This window comes from Streptomyces sp. NPDC055140 (genome assembly GCF_053607285.1).
Window position 1 is genome coordinate 315,469 of the sequence record NZ_JBSGTG010000006.1, and the last position, 16,283, is coordinate 331,751.

Here is a 16,283-nt window from a genome sequence, read left to right on the forward strand (position 1 = left end):
GGGCCGGTCGCCGATCAAGTGCCGACATGCGCCCTTGATAGCGTCCGCAGCGATCCGCCAGCGGGCTACCAGGGCAATGTCGTAAGGGAGTTGGCCGACGCGGCCGGGTTGGGCAACGGCAACCTCGGCGGGCGGCACGTCAGGCGCGTACAGGCCCACGCGGCGGGGCCTGAGCATCGCCGGCCGGTGCTTCCTCAGCGGGGCGGGAGTGATGGCCTGGCGCCCACTTCAAAAGCACCGCACCCAACTTGGTTTCACCGCGGCCGGCACGGGCGCGCGTCCCTGGCCAAGACGCGCGCTGTTCGCCGTGCTCTCCAGGCATGAGCCCTCGCGCCGGGGCTCACGCCTGGGCAGGCGTGTTCAGCAGGTTCTCGGCCTCGGCGGCCTTGGCACCCGCTGCGATCAGCCGCCGGCATTGGAGAAGCGCCTTCGGCCAGTTGAGTACCACCGCGGCACACAGTCGGCCCTCGGCGTCCGCATGGAGCAACGCCGCCCGTGGCCGTTCCGACTCCAGGTCGCCGAGCAGCGTTTCCGTGCCGCCGGCCTGGGGCCGGCCGACGATCTGCAGCTTCCAGTCGTACTGATCCGACCAGACGTAGTCGCTGGGCCGGTACGGCAGGCGAGCGTCCGGGTGCGCGATGTTGTGCGCGGCGCAGCGAGCCTGGTCGGCGGCATTGGTCCAGTGCTCGAATCGTACGAGGGTGCCCAGGTGCGGGTGGGGCCAGCGGGCCACGTCCCCGACCGCGTACACGCCGGGTGCGCCGACCGCCGCCAGGTACTCGTCGCACACCACGCCGTCGTCGACGGTCAGGCCACTGCCCGTCAGCCACTCGACATTGGGTTGCGCGCCGATACCGACAACGACGGTGGCCGCCCGCAGCCGGGTGCCGTCGTCCAGGGTGACGGTGAGATCGCCCTGGGCGCCGGTCACCGAGCGCACACCGACTCCGAAGCGGGTGCGTACACCGTGACGCGGGTGCACCTGCGAGAGCAGTTCACCGAGCACAGGGCCGGCGATGCGGGCCATGGGGACGGGAACGGGGTCGACGACGGTGACCTCACACCCGGCGGAGCGTGCGGCCGCGGCGGCCTCCGCCCCGATGAATCCGCCGCCGACCACGACGACGGGTGAGCCCGGCACGAGGTTTCGCCTCAACTCCGTGCTGTCACCCAGGGTGCGCAGCAGATGCACGCCCGACTCCGGCCGCCACGGTGAGGGGCGTGCGGCGACGCCGGTGGCCAGCACGAGCGTGTCGTAGCCGGCCTCGGTGCCGTCGGAGAGGCGCACTCGCCGGGCGGCGGTGTCCAGGCCCGTGGCCGCGACACCGAGGCGCAGGGTGATAGCCGCGGCGGCCGCTTCCTCCTTCGTGAGCAGCGCGATCCGGTCACGGTCCCAGGTGCCGGCGAGCAGCTGCTTGGACAGCGGCGGGCGGTCGTAGGGCCAGTCCTTCTCCTCGCCGATGACGGTGATCTCGGCATCCCCCTCGGCCCGCAGGGCCTGTGCGGTGCGGATACCAGCCACCGACGAGCCCACGACAACCACTCTGTGCGGCACAACAACCTCCCTGATCGACCGGCGGCCAGGCTGTTGACGCGACCTGGCCCGCCACCTAACGTAAGTCAACGAAAACATTTTTGTATACACAAAGGATGGGGTGCTGTGTCCTTCTCCGTTCGGATCAACAGCGATGTCTGCGAGGGCCACGGGCTGTGCATCCTCGACAACCCGGCCGTCTTCGAGGCCGACTCCGACGGCTACGGGACCGTCGTCGCGCAGGAGGTCCCTGACGCGTCGCGTGCCCAGGTCGAAGCATGTGTGCGGGGCTGCCCGGCCGGTGCGATCAGCATCGACGGCTGACCGACAGGCCGGGCGGCCCCGTGGTTCAGCTCTCCTGCACTGTGATCGACAGCGAGGGGCAGGACGACTCGGCCTCCCGTGCAGCGTCGGCCTGTGCCCCGACCGGCCGACGCTGCACCACATGAGCGATGCCGCTGGCGTCCAGGTCGAACACCTGCGGCGCGATCCGCCTGCAGTAGCCCGACCCGACGCATTGGTCTCCGGAAAGGCTGACCTGCACGGCGTCGGCCGCATCACCTTGAACGTTCTGGTCGGTGTGCACCTCAGGCCCTCTCCCCCACCGGCTCGATGCCCTCCGCTTCACGGTCCGCAGCTGCGACGTCCTCGGCCGCGCCGCCGAGGTAGTGCTCGAAGATGTCGCCCCTCGCATCCGTCGCGGCGCCGCTCCACACGAGCCGGCCGCGGCGCATGATGTGGCAGTCGTCGGCGAGTTGCAGCGCACGGTGGACGAACTGCTCGATGACGATGATGGAGACGTCCATGTCGATGGCCCGTCGCAAGCCCTCGAACACTTCGTCCACGACGAGCGGGGCGAGTCCGAGGGAGATCTCGTCGGCGACCACCAGGCGCGGGAGGTCGGCGAGAATGCGGGCCAGTGACAACATCTGCTGCTGGCCGCCGGACAGGGTGCCCGCGAGTTGGGTGCGCCGGTCGGCGAGCACCGGGAACATTTCCATCGCGCGGTCGATCGCCTCGGCCCGCTGCGGCTTCGGCGCTGTCTGGACCGCGATACGCAGGTTCTCCGCCACGGTCAGCGCGGGGAACACGCCCCGGCCCTCGGGCAGGTGGGCGAGTCCGAGCCGCCTGATGTGGTGGGCGGGCATCCTCGTGATGTCGACACCCTCGAAGAGAACCCGGCCCGAGCGCACGGGCACCAGCCCGGACAGCGCGCGGGCGATCGTGCTCTTGCCGGCCCCGTTGGCACCGAGCAAGGCCGTCACCGAACCCTTCGGCACCGACAGGGACACGTCGCGGATCGCCGTCGCGTTGCCGTAGTCGACGGTCAGGTCCTCGACGCTCAGGGTGATCTCCCGGCCTGCTGCAGGCCCCTCCCCCGTGGGCGCGGAGGCCGACGCCGCCACCCTCGTCGCCGCCCGAGGGCCGGGGACGGGATCGGCTTCGACCTCGCCCAGGTAGGCCGAGCGCACGGTGTCGTTCGCGCGGATCTCGGCGGGCGTGCCCTGGGCGATCAGCTTGCCGAAGTCGAGCACGTAGACGCGGCTGCACAGGCCGAAGACGAGCTCGACGTCGTGCTCGACCAGCAGCATCGAGATGCCGCGCGCGGCGACGATCCGGGTCAGGGCGTCGGCGAGCGTCTCCGACTCACCCGCGTTGAGCCCCGAGAAGGGCTCGTCGAGCAGCACGATCCGGGGTCCGGTGGCGATGGCCCGGCCGATCTCGACCAGTCGGCACATCCCCAGGGGCAGTCCGGCCGCGGGCAGGTCGGCGACGTCGTGGAGGCCGAGCAGTTCCAGGACCTCGTCGACGGCTGCCCGCTCGTCGGGGTCGTCGCGCAGGCAGCGGCCGGTGAAGGGGTCGCTCCAGGACCGGGAGGGCCGTTCGTCCAGGCGGTGGGCGAGCAGGAGATGGTCACGTACGGTCAGGTCGCCGAAGAGCTCCGGGTGCTGGAAGGTGCGGCCCAGGCCGCGGCGGACGCGACCCTGCGGCGTCATGCCGGAGACCGGCTCACCGCCGAGCAGGACGGTGCCTTCCTGGGCGTGCACGTTGCCCGACAGGACGCCGAGCAGGGTCGACTTTCCTGCGCCGTTGGGACCCAGCAGGCCCACGATCGTGCCGGCCGGAACATCGATTTCGGCATCCTGCAGGGCCTTGAGACCGCCGAACCGGACCGACACCCCCCGTGCGGCGAGTACGCTGCCCGGCTGGTCCCGCAGGTCCGCGGGCGCGGTGGTCAGGGGGTGCTCCCGCAGGGGGGCGCGCTCGCCGGGACGATCCGGAAGGTTCGCCACCACCTGCGCGTCGGCGGCCGTCTTCGCCGGGCGCAGTCGCCTCAGCAGCGCACGGCCCGCCGCCTGCAACTGCCGGCCGTTGAGCGTGATGACGCCTTCGGGGTTGCGCGCCAGCAGTACGGCGCCGAGGCCGAACAGCAGGTTGGGTACGGGCCCCCAGCGGTCCGGGACGTAGGAGCTGAAGATGTCCGGCAGAAAGACGAAGAACAGGCCCGACGCGAGGGCCGCGTTGTTGGACCGCGTGCCGTTGGTGACCAACACGGCGAACCACACCAGACCGATGATGGTGTCGTAGGAGCTCGGGAGCGCCGCCCCGTTGTAGATCGCGAGGAAGCCCCCTCCGAAGCCCGCCAGCATGGCCGACAGCGTGAAGATGCTGATCTTCATGCGCAGCACGCTCACTCCCGTGGCGCGGGCGCCGGTCTCCGACGAGCGCAGCGCGCCGAGCGCCAGGCCGGTCGTCGAGCGGCGGATCGCCGTGACGACCAGAGCGGCCACGACGAACACGGCGAGCATGAAGTAGGAGAAGGCCCGGTCGTCGGCGACGAACCCGGGCCGGTCGACGGTGACGCCGATGCCGGACTGCGCAAACCGCTCGGCATCGAAGACGACGGACGACAGCAGCAGGCCCAGGGTGAGCGTCACTAGCGCGACGTACAGGTTGCCCATCCGGACCGTCAGCGCGCCCACAACTACTCCCGCCACCCCGGCGAGCACACCGCCGGCGAGCACACCGAGCAGGACGGGAAGATGGAGGACCGTCGCCACCTGACCCGTGGCCAGTGCGCCGATTCCGGCGAAACTGATCTGGCACAGCGAGATCAGGCCGGCCTCGCCGGTGAGCAGTGTGTAGGAGAGGAAGACGATCCCCATGGCCAGCGCCTCCGCCACCAGGCCCGCTCGATAGCCGGTGAGGAGCAGGGGCAGCAGGGCGGCGACGACGAGGAAAAGGTTCCTCGGAACCAGTCCGGCCAGGCCGGTCGCCACGCGGACGCCGACCGGACGGCCGGCCCGGTGCCGACCGGTGTGCTGAAGCCCGACGGCCGCCTTCGGCTCCACATGGATGGCACGGTCCAGGGTGCTCCCCGCCCGTTCCCCGCCGACCGCCCCTCTCCACGAGTAGATCAGCAGGAAGACGAACACCATGGCGAAGGGGACGCTGGAGATGATGTCGGCGGTCCACTTGCCGGACACCGGCAGCAGCCACTGGAGCAAGGAGCCGACGACACCCATGAGCAGGCCGACGCCGACGGCGATCGGCAGGCTGCGCAACCGGGCAGCGACGACCGCCGCGAAAGCCGAGGCGGTGAGCAGCGTGTAGTTGTCGACGGAGTTCACGTTGAGGATCGGCGCCGCAAGGACGCCGGCGAGCCCGGCCAAGAACGTGCCGGCCGACCACACACCGACGGCGACCCTCGACGTGCTGACGCCGGACAACGAGGTCAGCGCCTCCGAGTCGACGGTGGAGCGCACCATGAGCCCTGTACTCGTCCGGCGCAGGATGTAGGTTCCGGCCGCCAGCACGACGACGACACATGCGTAGGCGATGATCTGGTCGAGTGTGATCGCCACACCGGCAAGGTGGTACACGGGCACCGGTTGTGGGGCCAGACCGGGTGACGTGAGGATGGCCTTGTCACCGAAGATCAGCTCCGACGCGGCAGGTATGGCCACCGATACACCGATGGTCGAGACGACCTTCGTCAGGGGGCCGGCCTGGCTCAGGAAGCGGAACAACAGGTAGTGGAGCGCCGCGCCGAGCGCGGGCCCGGCCACCGCGACGGCCACGAGCGCGGCAGTTGCGACCGGCCAGCCCAGTTGGACATGGAGGTAGTAGTAGAGGCGGGCGATGAAGAAGGCGATGGCGCCGAACGAGAAGTTCAGCACGCCCGCGGAGACGTATGTGACGACGATGCTGGCCGCCGAGATGGCGTAGATCCCCCCGAGGACCAGGCCAGCGAGTATGTAACCCAACATTGCATGCTCCTGTGCCGAACGCGGCGCCGACGGCAGCCTGCGGCGTCGTTAGTGGTGAAACGAGAGCGGCAGGGTGGCCCAGCCGTTCAGTTGCACGTGCTTGTAGCGGGTGGCCGTACCGCTCCGGCGGATTTCGCTGAACCGGGCGAGCAGGTGACCGAAGAGCGCCTGGGCCTCCATCCGGGCCAGGGCGGCGCCGAGGCAGAAGTGGGAACCCAGGCCGAACGAGGCATGGTTGACGGTCTGCCGGCGCGTGACGTCGAACCGGTTCGGGTCGGGGAAGGAGGCCGGGTCCCGGTTGGCGGCGGGGTAGAGCATGTAGACGCGGTCGCCCGTCCGCAGCCGGGTCCCGGCGAGGTCCGTGTCCGTCGTCACCGTGCGGACGAATCCGCGTGCGGGCGGCGCCAGTCGCAGACACTCCTCCATGGCGCCCTCCAGCCGGGCCGGGTCCTCCTTGACGGCCTTCGTCTCCTCCGGGCGGTCGGCGAGATACGCGACCAGGGAGGCGAGGAACAGGCGGGTGGTGCCGCCGTTCGACATGAGCGTCGAGACATGTGCCAGCACCACGGCGTCCGACACGTCGGCGCCGTCCAGCCGGGAGCTCAGGAACTTCGAGATCATGTCGTCGCCGGGGTGCCGGCGTTTTTCCGCGATCTGGTCGCGCAGGAACGCCTTGAGTTCGTCGAAGCGCCGGCCCGGCTCCTCCAGATCGGCCACGTCCTCGACGTAGGTGAGCTCCTCCAGGGCCGCCACCCAGGTCTTCATCCGCTCGATGTCGGTGTCGGTCGCGCCGAGAATCGCGGCGGCGACGTACAGGGGAAGCCGGCCCGCGATCCGGTCGACGAAGTCGAACGTCTCGCCGGGCACGATGGTGTCCAGCAGCTGCCGGCAGAACCGGTCGAGGGCTTCCTGGAACCCTTTGAGGTATCGGGGCGTGAGTGTCGGCGACATCAACGCCCGCAGCTGCCGCTGCCGCGGCGGGTCTTTGGTGATCACCAACTCGCCGTCGGGCTCGTTGAAGCGCTCGAACGCGGCGGTGGCGCCGTTCCGCGTCATCCGCAGCTGGTTCAGGGTCAGGCCGCCGGTGTTGGAGAACAACTCCGGATGCGTGGAGACGTACCGCACGTCGTCCATCCGCGTCAGCAGGTGGACATCCAGTGGTTCGTAGCGGAACGCGGGCGCCTCCACGCGCATCCGGTCGTACACGTCGAACTGGTTGTCGTCGTAGAAGGCAGGGTCCTCGACCCGGACGATCTCCTTCAAGGCGGTGCTCATACCAGGGAACCTCCCGCGTCGAGCATGAACGTGCTGCCGGTGATGAAGCGCCCGGCGTCGGCGGCGAGATGCAGGACGGCCGCCGAGACGTCCTCCGGGTCCAGGGCGAAGATCCCCATCGCGTTGTGCGTGCGGGCGGACTCTTCGAAGTCCTCGCGCTTCGGGTCCGCCAGATCCGGGCGGAAGAGCCGGTACATCGGCTCGTTGAGGATCATCGGGGTCTTCACGCCGGCCGGGTGCACGGTGTTGACCCGGATGCGGTGCGGCGCAAGCTCCTTGGCCAGTACCTTCATCAGGCCGATCAGGCCGTACTTGGACGCCGTGTAGTGGGCGATGTTGCCCGAGATGATCTCGGTGGCCGCCGAGCTGGTGATGATGACCGACCCGCCCCGGCCCCCGGCGATGATGTGCGGGACGGTCGCCGTGCAGGTCTTCCACACGCCGGTCAGGTTGACGTCGATGGTGTCCTGCCAGACCTGCTCGTCCATCGTCAGTGTCGGCGACGGGGTGCTGATGCCGGCGTTGGCGCAGACGATGTCGAGTCGGCCGAGCCGGTCCACCGCGTCACCGATGGCCTTGGTGAGCCCGGCCTGGTCGCGCACGTCGGCGACCACGGCGACCGCCGTGCCGCCGACAGCCTCGACTGCCTCGACCGTCCGCCGTAGATCGGCCTCTGTCGGCATCGGGTACGGCACAGTGGCGATCTTGGTGCACGCATCGACCGCGATGACCCGCGCGCCCTCGCGCGCGAGAGCGACGGCGTGGCTTCTGCCCTGGCCACGTGCGGCTCCGGTGACACAGACGACCTTGTCTTCCAATACACCCACGGTCCTGCCTTTCCGAGTTGTTCCGGGACGAGTCCCCTCACCGGGGCTTGGCCCGGCGAGGGCGAGCGGCCACTTCTCACTCGTTCGTGGTGTCGGCGATCGCCCTGCTCCGGGTCACCCGTTCTTGGTGCCGGCAATGGCCTTGATCCCGATCGCGTCCTTTCCTGTGAGGGACACGAATTTCTTGCCGACGACCTTGACCATGTAGGTGCAGTTGCCGGGGAACTGCTGTTGCGTGTCCCCGAAAGTGGCGTAGTTGACCGGGCACGTCAGGCCGCCATGGTCGTCGCTCGTCACCTTGCGAAGTGCCTTGACGAACCCCTCGCCCGAGACGTCCTTGGCCGCGGCCGCGGCCTTGAGGCCGGTGATCGCAGTGTCAGCGGTGAACCAACCCCACTCGTGGCTGGCCGACGGGTATGGCTTGGTCCACTTGGCATAGGTCTTGAGCGCGTTCATCATCCGCTCGACGCCCGGAGTCTTCAGCGAAGACGGCGTGTATCCGGCCGCAATGTCGATGCCCTGTGCGGCGGCGACGCTCGCGGCGCTGTCCATCAACTCCTGGCCGTATCCGCCCTGCACGAAGGACGCCTTCAGCGTGACACCCGCGTTCTTCAGCGCGGCGAACAGCGCCAGGCTGTCTCCGACCTGCATCTGCGTGCCGACGACGTCGCAGCCCGCGTTCTTGATCGACAGCGCGATCGCGCTGAAGTTGGCCTGTCCCGGCTTCAAGGTGAAGTCGGTGTACGGCACCGGCATGCCTGCGGCCTTCACCGACCCGGCCATGGCCTTGCCGTTGGACACCGTTGACGGGGAGTCATAGCCGATCCCGCAGTACCGCGTGCCGCCCTGCTTCTTGAAGAAGGCCGGGATTCCTGTGTAGTTGGGGAAATTGTTGTCCGAGCTTCCGAACGTGGCGAAGATGTTCGTGTTCTTCGGATCGGCGCACTCCGGCCCGTCGATACAGTCACCGACCACCGGAATGCGCTTCTGCACGGCGTAGCGGTAAGAGCCGAAGAAGAAGGCGCCGGCCGCCAGAACTATGTCGGCGTGGTCCTTCTCCGACAGACGCTGCAACGCCGCCAGTGAGGTCTGCGGGCTTGATCCCTCATCCTCGCTCACGAGCTTGAGGGTGACACCCGGGATCTCGTGCTCGGCGTTGGCGAGATCTATGCGTGCCTTGGCCGCGTCCACGGTCTCCTGACCGAACGAGGAGGCGGCCGGACCGTTCAGCGGCGTCATGATGCCGATCGTCACGGTGTTGGAGTCCGATCCGCCGCCGGCGACGGAGGACCCGCAGGCGGTGGCGGTGAGCGAGCCCGCGAGCAGCAAGCCGACGACGGGGAGTGTGCGGTTGAACCTCATGCCTTGATCGCCCTTCTCTGAGGGAGCGCGCTGCGGGCGCGGATTGGGCTCGCCCAGCGCAGGAGAGCTCCCCCGTGGGGTGGGGTGGTCTACGCGGGGATCCCCGGGGCGAGGTAGCAGAGTGCCCGCGTTCCACAGGTGTCCACCTCGCGACTGCGCGGCCAGGGGGGTCGGCTCCGATTGCCCTGGGCGCCGTAGGAGTAACTACTTCAGTAGGTACGGCCACGGACGCTAGCACCGGGCCTTACCAGCGTCAACGAATCGGAAACATGCTTGCGGCGAAAGCAGGTCGGGAAGCCAGTGCCGACCTGATCAGCGCGACGCCGGGGAGCGGACCGCGCCCGAGCCAGGCAGCGGATCCGCCGGGCGGGGCGCCGAGTGGCATGGGAGCGGCGGCGGTGGGTACACCAGCCACCTGAGCTCGCCAGGCAACCCGGGGGCGACTCACGGGAAGCCATCAGCCCTGCGCGTATGTACGTCCGCCTCTGCATCCGGCAATGGGCGCGAGATCAGTGCTCGTGCGGCGGGGACGGCGCGTGGGGAATGTGCGGGCCGCGAAGACGGAACTCCGCGAGGACGCGCGACACTCCGCCCCCGTCTCACAGAAGAGGACGGGCCCGGCCGCAGGCGCCCCGGCCCTGCACATGGATCGCGCGAAGCGGGAGCGGCTACCGTCCGGGCACGGGGCGGCGCGGCACCCGGACGGCTCCCTTCCAAAGCGTGATGACGACGGGTCCCCGAAGGCGTGACTACAAGGTGGCGTTCCGGCTCAGTCGACGGTGTCGAACTCGATCGGCAGGTACTCGTGCGTGAGCACGACGCCGGTGGCGGACCTGACCTGCTCGCCGGCGGGCACCCGTATGTTGGTGATCCGCTTGAACAGTTCCTGGAAACCGACCTCGATCTGCAGCCGGGCGAAGTGCAGTCCGATACAGCGGTGCGGCCCGAGACCGAACGCCGCATGGGGGTTGCGCTTTCGGTCGAAGCGCAGTTCCGCCGCGTTCTCGAAGCGGGTCTCGTCGCGATTGGCCGAGGCGTAGTGGGTGGCGACCCGGTCGCCGGGGCGCAGGGGGCAGCCGGCGATCTCGGTGTCCCGGGTGACGGTCCTGGCCATGAAGGCGATGGGTGATGCGTGCCGGAGGAACTCGTCCAGGTCGCCCTTGATCCAGCCCGGGTCACGGAGGCGGCTTTCGAGGCTCGGATCGTCGGCGAGGTGCTTGACGATGCCGCCAAGAGCCGCCTTGGTGGTGTCGAGACCACCGGTGAACAGAATGGTGGTGGCGCCGACCTGCTCCTGGATGGTGAGCGGCCGCCCTTGCACGGTGGCCCGGATGATCGCCGACAGGATGTCGTCCCGCCGGCTGCCTGACTCGGCGCGTTCGCGCAGCAGCTCCTCGGCGAGGTCGGCGAGCTCGAAGAACGCCTCGTGCCGGCCGGCACTGCTGATCTCCGTGGCCAGCTCGATCGCCCGCGCGAGGCGCTCCTTGTTGTGGTCGTCGAGGATGACCCGTGCCAGATTGCCGGACGTGAACGGCACGGCGAAGTCGGTCATGAACTCGAAGCGTCCGCGGGGAACGAGATCGTCGAGCAGCTCACGCGCGTGCCGACGGATGTCGTCCTCGTAGCGCGCGAGGAATGATCGCGACAGGTACGGGTTCAGCGCCCGGCGGTACTCGAGGTGGTTCGGCGGGTCCTCGGTGAGCGGGGGCTGCGCAATGGGCACCCCGCGCAGTCCCGCCTGCTCCGAGCTGAAGGTGGCGGCATCCTCGAGCACCGCGCGCACGTCGTCGTAGCGGGTGACGATGTAGTAGCCGTCATCGGCGTCGGTCTTGACGACAGGGCAGGACGATCGCGCGTAGGACATGACCTCCCACAGTCGTTCACCGTGCGCCGGATCGAACAGATCGAAGTGTGGGGCGAGTTCGCCGACTGGCGTTGTCTTCTCATTGTCCAGGCTGGTCATACCGACCTCCGTTGTAACTGCCCGGCCGCCGTTGGACCGTGTGGCCGCTGACGGCGTGCTGGAAAGGGACCCCCGTCACGTGGACCGGGCGAGACATACGCATTCGCCCGGATGCTACAAATCGATTACTACCTACACAAGTAGTGAGGCGCAGCCAGTCGCTCCCGCGCGTCACACTTCCCCGAGCACACGTCAGCCGACGGGGTGCTCGGAGTAGCTGATCGCCATCTCGGGGCAGTTGTCGATCGCCCGGGTGAGGTCGGCCGCGTGTTCCGGCGCGGGCCTCGGGACCAGGACGACGCCGAGGCCCTCGTCGCTGACGTCGAACAGGTCTGGACTGATCAACGCGCACCGGCCGTGCCCCTGGCAGCGTTGCGAATCGATGGACAAGGCCATGGCAGCCTCCTGAAGGAAGTAGGCGGCGCCGAGCAAGCGCCCGGTTGGCTGGACACACCGGGGACACACCCTCGGGCGTCGCCGAATACGTTGGGATTTGGGCCCGGTCATGCTCCACGCGGTCCGGGCGGAAGGGATGTGCTCTCGGACCGGCGACGCGTGACCGGACCCCCGGTCCGGGGCCACGCTACGCACATCCCGGCCTCAAGCACCACGTCCGCGACGTAAAGATCATTTTTTCCTGCACCCTTCTTGACGCATCCGCGCACCTCGTCCTAGCTTTCGTAGGAGTGCAAAAATGCACACACTTTATGATGCGCGTGTCGACGTTCATCGCGACCGGCACCCGCGGGCATGTGAGGAGCTAACCCGTGACAATGCGCGTCGAGGTCGCGGCTGTGCCGCTGCCCGGTTTCATCGCCACCTCGGAAGCCAAACCGATGCTGATCGACGGCACATGGACCGGAGCGGCGTCGGGCCAGACTTTCGAGACCACCAATCCGGCGAACGGTACGGTGCTCGCCTCCGTCGCCTCGGGCGGTCCCGACGACGTCGACCGGGCCGTCGCCGCCGCCGGCCGGGCCTTCGAGGACGGGGCCTGGACCGGTATGAACCCCCACGAGCGGACCATGGTGCTGCTGCGCATCGCCGACGCGATCGACGCCCATGCCGAGGAACTGGCCACCCTTGAGTCGCTCGACGGCGGGATCCCGATCACGTTGACCCGCGGCATGGTGGCCGACGCGGCGAAGACCTTCCGGTACTACGCCGGATGGCCGACGAAGATGACGGGCACGGTCAACCCGGTCGACGCCTCGGTGCACTGCTACAGCGTGCGGGAACCCGTCGGCGTCTGCGCGGGCATCATCCCGTGGAACGGTCCGATCACCATGGCGGCCTGGAAGATCGCACCCGCGCTCGCGTGCGGCAACACGGTCATCCTGAAGCCGGCCGAACAGACACCGCTGAGCGCGCTGCGGCTCGCGGAAATCATCACGGAGACGGGTCTGCCACGCGGAGTCCTCAACGTCGTCACCGGCTTCGGTCACACCGCCGGCGCCGCAATCGCCGCCCATCCGGGCGTCGACAAGGTGTCGTTCACCGGCTCGACGGCCACCGGAAAGGCAATCCTTCAGGCCTCACAGGGCAACCTCAAGCGGGTCACGCTGGAGCTGGGCGGCAAGTCGCCGCACATCATCATGCCCGACGCGGACATCGCGGCGGCAGCACGTGCCGCGGCCGCCGGGTTCGCCATGCTCACGGGGCAGGTCTGCGTCGCGGGCACGCGCATCCTCGTCCATGAGGCCGTGCACGACGAATTCGCCGATGAACTGGCCAAGGCCCTCGCGCAGTTCAGGGTCGGCGATCCGTTCGCGGAGGACACGGTGCTCGGCCCCGTCGTCTCCGCCGAGCAGTTCGACCGGGTCAACTCCTACGTCGCCATCGGCCGCGCGGAGGGCGCCGAGGTCGCGATCGGCGGCGGCGAGTACGACAGCCCCGGCTATTTCGTGCAGCCGACGGTCTTCACCGGCGTCGACAACAGCATGCGCCTGGCCCGAGAGGAGATCTTCGGCCCGGTCGCCGCACTCATCCCCTTCCGGGACGTGGACGAGGCCGTCCGCATCGCGAACGACACCGACTACGGGCTGGCCGCCGCAATCGCCACGTCCAACGTGTCCACCGCACACAGCCTGGCCCGCCGACTGCGGGCAGGCGTGGTCTGGGTGAACACGTACTCGGAACTTGATCTCACCTTCCCGTTCGGCGGCTTCAAGCAGTCGGGCATCGGGAGGGAACTGGGCGAGAAGTCACTGGACAACTTCACCGAGCTGAAGTCTGTCTTCATTCGGCTGTAGGCGGGCGACAGGCCCAGGCGGCCGTCCCCGATCCACCGACGTCACCTCAAAGGAGAGGCCAAAATGTCTACGCGTACCCGAGCCGCCGTGTGTTGGGAAGTCGGCCGCCCCTGGGAGATAGTCGACTGCACCCTCCCCGACCCCAGGGCGGGCGAGGTCCTCGTGAAGCTGGAATATGCCGGGCTGTGCCACAGCGACGATCACAATGTGACCGGCGACTTTCCCGCCAATCTGCCCGTGGTCGGAGGGCACGAGGGCGCGGGCGTCGTCGTCGCGGTCGGCGAGGGAGTCGACCGTGTGGCCGTCGGCGACCCGGTGATGCTGCTTCCGCTGCCGACGTGCGGCGCGTGCCGCTACTGCGCGGACGGACGCACGTACCTGTGCGACAAGAACCTCGACGTCATGACCGGCGCCCGCGCGGACGGCACGTTCGCGTTCACCACCTCCGACGGTCGTGACATCGGGGCGTACGGCCAGCTCGGCACCTTCTCCGAGTACACGCTGGTGCAAGAGATCCGTGTCCAGCGCTACGAGCGCGACATCCCGGCGCAGGTCGCGGCGGTGACCAGCTGCGGTGTCATCACCGGGTACGGCTCGGCGGTCCGCGCCGCCGACATCCGCGACGGCGACACCCTGGTCGTGGTCGGCACCGGCGGGATCGGTATGAGTGCGGTGATGGGCGCCGTCGTCTCGGGTGCCGCGAACATCGTGGCGGTGGACCCGGTTGCCTTCAAGCGCGAGCAGGCACTGAAGTTCGGTGCCACCCACACCGCGGCGAGCGTCGAGGAGGCTCAGGGCATCGTCTCCGAACTGACCCGCAACCGGATGGCCGACGCCGCAATCATCACGGTGGGCGTGCTGCACGGCGACATGATCGGGCCCGTGAGCCGCCTGGTGAGCAAGGGCGGCAACGTCGTCGTGACGGCCGTCGCGCCGGCCACCGAGGACACGGTGAGTCTGCCGCTGGTCGAGTTCGCCATGTCGGCGAAGAACCTGATCGGCGTGGTGATGGGGCTGACGCGCCCGCTCGCCGACATCGAGCGGATCTACGCTCTGTACCGGGCCGGCCGGCTGCCGCTCGACGACCTCATCACCCGCACCTACAAGCTCGACGACATCAACCGCGGATACGAGGACATGCACAAGGGCCTGAACCTCCGCGGCGTCATCGCCTTCTGAGTCACGGGCGGGCGGGGGAAGAAGCCCGTCCGCCATCCCCGCGGGGGCATCCGCCCCGGCACCGGCGCCGGGGTACCGAACAGAAAGGACGCCATGGACAGCGTCGACAAGGTCGAGATCCACGAGCTCGTCTCCCGGTACTGCCACATTCTCGACACGCGCAACTGGGCCGACCTGGACAAGATCTTCCTCCCCGACGCGGTCGTCGACAGCGGTCCCACGCTGGGCGTCTACCGCGGCATCGAGGAGATCGCGAAGTTCTGGTACGACTACCCGCACCCGGACGGGCACCACGCGCTGAACGTCATCGTGGAGGGGGAACAGCCCGACGGCACGGTGAAGGTCGTCACCAAGGGGTTCTTCGCCCGCGAGGGCGGCTTCAACGGCGGCGACTACCACGATGTCGTGCGCAGGACCGACCTCGGCTGGCGGTTCGTCAGCCGCACCTACGTGCCGCGCTGGAAGGTGGACGTGTCCAGCACGTGACTCGCCGGTCGCGCTTTGTGCGGAGTTCGCGGAGTCGTCCGCGAACTCCGCCGTCGTACGTGCGCAGCCTCATTCACAACGCCGGCTTCGACGGCCACGAGGAAAGATCGGACACACCGTGAAGACACTTCGACTTGGCACCGCCGGACCTGAGGTCTCGGCCGTGGGCCTGGGCTGCATGGCAATGTCAGGGCTCTACGGTCCGGCCGATGACTCCGAGAGCATGGCGACGATCCGCCGCGCCATGGAGGTCGGCATCACGCTGCTGGACACGGCGGATGTCTACGGTTCCGGAGGCAACGAGGAACTCGTCGGACGGGCCGTTCGGGGACACCGCGACGAGGTCGTCATTGCGACGAAGTTCGGGTTCGTCCGTGACGGGCAGGGCTGTCGCTCAGGCGAGCGGAATGTTGACGGACGTCCCGAGTACGTCCGGGCCGCTTGTGAGGCGAGCCTGCGCCGGCTGGGCGTCGATACGATCGACCTGTACCAGCAGCATCGCGTCGATCCCCTCGTGCCCATCGAGGAGACCGTGGGTGCGATGGCCGAATTGGTCGCCGAGGGCAAAGTCCGGTATCTCGGGCTGTCCGAAGCGGAGTCGGCGGACATTCGGCGCGCGCACGCAGTGCACCCCATCGCCAGCCTGCAGAGCGAATACTCCCTGCTGGAGCGCGCCGTCGAGGACGAAGTCCTCGGGGTGTGCGCCGAGGCGGGCATCGGGTTCCTTGCCTACGCGCCTCTCGTGCGCGGTCTGCTGGCGGACACGCTGCCGCCTCCCGGCTCGGCGGACGGCTCGGACACCCGGGCCGGGGGGCGGTTCCCACGTCTGGACGCCGAACACCGGACTGCCAACAACACCCTCGTGTCCGTGGTCCGGGACATCGCTCTGCACCACGGCGCGACGCCTGGACGCGTGGCTCTGGCGTGGCTGGTGTCCCGCGAGCAGCCGGTGGTCCCCATTCCGGGCACGCGGCGCATCGCCTACGTAGAAGACAACGCGCAGACTCCCGATCTGCACCTTTCCGCGGACGAGAGGAGCCGGCTGGACACGCTCGCGCAGCACGTCCACGGCGACCGCTACGGCGCCGACGCCAAAGCCGGTGCGCGGGTCTCCCCCGCGCAGGCCTGACCGCG

General features: G+C 68.9%; 13 protein-coding genes. 5 read left to right on the top strand and 8 right to left on the bottom strand.

Annotation, left to right across the window (positions count from 1 at the left end; all coding sequences use genetic code 11):
* Positions 1-340: 340 nt before the first annotated feature.
* Positions 341-1,555 carry an NAD(P)/FAD-dependent oxidoreductase gene (locus ACWFR4_RS15220; RefSeq protein ID WP_453465877.1) on the bottom strand — a complete coding sequence of 405 codons (1,215 nt, stop codon included), beginning with the start codon at positions 1,553-1,555 and terminating at the stop codon, positions 341-343.
* A gap of 105 nt (positions 1,556-1,660) precedes the next feature.
* Between ACWFR4_RS15220 and ACWFR4_RS15225 the strand changes: the two genes are divergently transcribed.
* Positions 1,661-1,858 carry a ferredoxin gene (locus tag ACWFR4_RS15225; RefSeq protein ID WP_453465875.1) on the top strand — a complete coding sequence of 66 codons (198 nt, stop codon included), beginning with the start codon at positions 1,661-1,663 and terminating at the stop codon, positions 1,856-1,858.
* A 25-nt stretch (positions 1,859-1,883) separates the two neighbouring features.
* Here ACWFR4_RS15225 and ACWFR4_RS15230 read toward each other — a convergent pair whose 3' ends face one another.
* From ACWFR4_RS15230 to ACWFR4_RS15260, 7 genes are all read right to left on the bottom strand, one after another.
* Positions 1,884-2,120, bottom strand: coding sequence for a ferredoxin (locus ACWFR4_RS15230; RefSeq protein WP_382709232.1), 237 nt, complete (start codon positions 2,118-2,120; stop codon positions 1,884-1,886).
* A gap of 1 nt (position 2,121) precedes the next feature.
* A complete protein-coding gene (locus ACWFR4_RS15235) occupies positions 2,122-5,805 on the bottom strand; it encodes an ATP-binding cassette domain-containing protein (protein WP_453465873.1) in 3,684 nt (1,227 codons plus the stop codon).
* A 48-nt stretch (positions 5,806-5,853) separates the two neighbouring features.
* The gene (locus ACWFR4_RS15240; RefSeq protein WP_453465871.1) at positions 5,854-7,080 is read right to left on the bottom strand and encodes a cytochrome P450; all 1,227 of its coding nucleotides are present in this window, start codon (positions 7,078-7,080) and stop codon (positions 5,854-5,856) included.
* The gene (locus ACWFR4_RS15245; protein ID WP_453465869.1) at positions 7,077-7,907 is read right to left on the bottom strand and encodes a mycofactocin-coupled SDR family oxidoreductase; all 831 of its coding nucleotides are present in this window, start codon (positions 7,905-7,907) and stop codon (positions 7,077-7,079) included. The genes ACWFR4_RS15240 and ACWFR4_RS15245 overlap by 4 nt, the downstream gene beginning before the upstream one ends.
* Positions 7,908-8,021: 114 nt before the next feature.
* On the bottom strand, positions 8,022-9,269 hold the full coding sequence (locus ACWFR4_RS15250) for an ABC transporter substrate-binding protein (RefSeq protein ID WP_453652796.1): 1,248 nt from the start codon (positions 9,267-9,269) through the stop codon (positions 8,022-8,024).
* A 769-nt stretch (positions 9,270-10,038) separates the two neighbouring features.
* On the bottom strand, positions 10,039-11,232 hold the full coding sequence (locus ACWFR4_RS15255) for a cytochrome P450 (protein WP_453652798.1): 1,194 nt from the start codon (positions 11,230-11,232) through the stop codon (positions 10,039-10,041).
* Between the two features lie 192 nt (positions 11,233-11,424).
* Positions 11,425-11,628, bottom strand: a complete 204-nt coding sequence (locus ACWFR4_RS15260) for a ferredoxin (RefSeq protein WP_384662992.1) — start codon at positions 11,626-11,628, stop codon at positions 11,425-11,427.
* 377 nt (positions 11,629-12,005) lie between these two features.
* Between ACWFR4_RS15260 and ACWFR4_RS15265 the strand changes: the two genes are divergently transcribed.
* From ACWFR4_RS15265 to ACWFR4_RS15280, 4 genes are all read left to right on the top strand, one after another.
* Complete coding sequence (locus ACWFR4_RS15265) at positions 12,006-13,484, top strand: aldehyde dehydrogenase family protein (RefSeq protein ID WP_453652855.1); 1,479 nt, start codon at positions 12,006-12,008, stop codon at positions 13,482-13,484.
* Between the two features lie 63 nt (positions 13,485-13,547).
* On the top strand, positions 13,548-14,663 hold the full coding sequence (locus ACWFR4_RS15270; RefSeq protein WP_453465863.1) for an NDMA-dependent alcohol dehydrogenase: 1,116 nt from the start codon (positions 13,548-13,550) through the stop codon (positions 14,661-14,663).
* Between the two features lie 93 nt (positions 14,664-14,756).
* On the top strand, positions 14,757-15,149 hold the full coding sequence (locus tag ACWFR4_RS15275) for a nuclear transport factor 2 family protein (RefSeq protein WP_453465862.1): 393 nt from the start codon (positions 14,757-14,759) through the stop codon (positions 15,147-15,149).
* Between the two features lie 118 nt (positions 15,150-15,267).
* The gene (locus ACWFR4_RS15280; RefSeq protein ID WP_453652800.1) at positions 15,268-16,278 is read left to right on the top strand and encodes an aldo/keto reductase; all 1,011 of its coding nucleotides are present in this window, start codon (positions 15,268-15,270) and stop codon (positions 16,276-16,278) included.
* The last annotated feature ends 5 nt before the right edge of the window (positions 16,279-16,283 follow it).